Here is a 751-nt window from a genome sequence, read left to right as displayed (position 1 = left end):
GGGCGATTTGTTTGAAGGCCTCTACCATAGCCAGCAGCAAAACCTGAAAGCCAGAGATCGTTTAAGTCGAATGATTAATCGGGTTCGCTCATCGGCTAACGCACTAAGAGATGGCGTGGTGATGACCAATGCCATAGGTCAGCTGGATTGGTGGAATGACGCGGCAACGCGACTATTTGGTTTTGATGAAAAAAAAGATCAGGCGCAACTTATTACCAACCTGTTTCGAGACCCCGAGTTCATTGCCTACTTTGAACAGAAACAGTACGACGACCCTCTAGAGATTAACTCCCCAACCGATCCAAACCTGATACTGAGAATACATATTACGCTTTTCGGTGAAGATGAGCGCCTTATGTTGGCTCAGGACATCACGCGGCTTCATCATCTCGAGCAAATGCGCAAAGATTTTGTGAGTAATGTTTCGCATGAGATGCGCACGCCTTTGACCGTTATACGAGGTTACGTCGAAACCATGCTAGATAGTCCAGATGCACCTAGTCGCTGGCAGCGAGCATTGCGCTCTATGGAGGGCCAGACGCAACGTCTTGAAGCGATTATTAGTGACCTGATGTTACTTGAAAAATACGAATCGAAAGACGGTTCGGACATGGAAGGCGAAGTAGACATGTCGGCGCTAATTCAGAGTGTCTGCAAAGATGCCGAGCTCTACAGTGGTGATCGTAAACATTCCATTCGCATTGAGCTTGATAGTCTCTCAACTGTGTGGGGCATTGAGAGTCAGTTGCGT

At 47.7% G+C, this 751-nt stretch carries 1 protein-coding gene; it reads left to right on the top strand.

Going from position 1 to position 751, the window contains the following annotated elements; genetic code table 11:
* A partial coding sequence (locus A3750_RS21405) for a histidine kinase dimerization/phospho-acceptor domain-containing protein (protein WP_156498816.1) occupies positions 1-751 on the top strand: 751 nt, incomplete at both ends.

The sequence above is a fragment of the Oleiphilus sp. HI0079 genome, from assembly GCF_001635105.1.
Note: the sequence above shows the minus strand (reverse complement) of the source record. Positions and strands in the feature narration are given on the sequence as shown.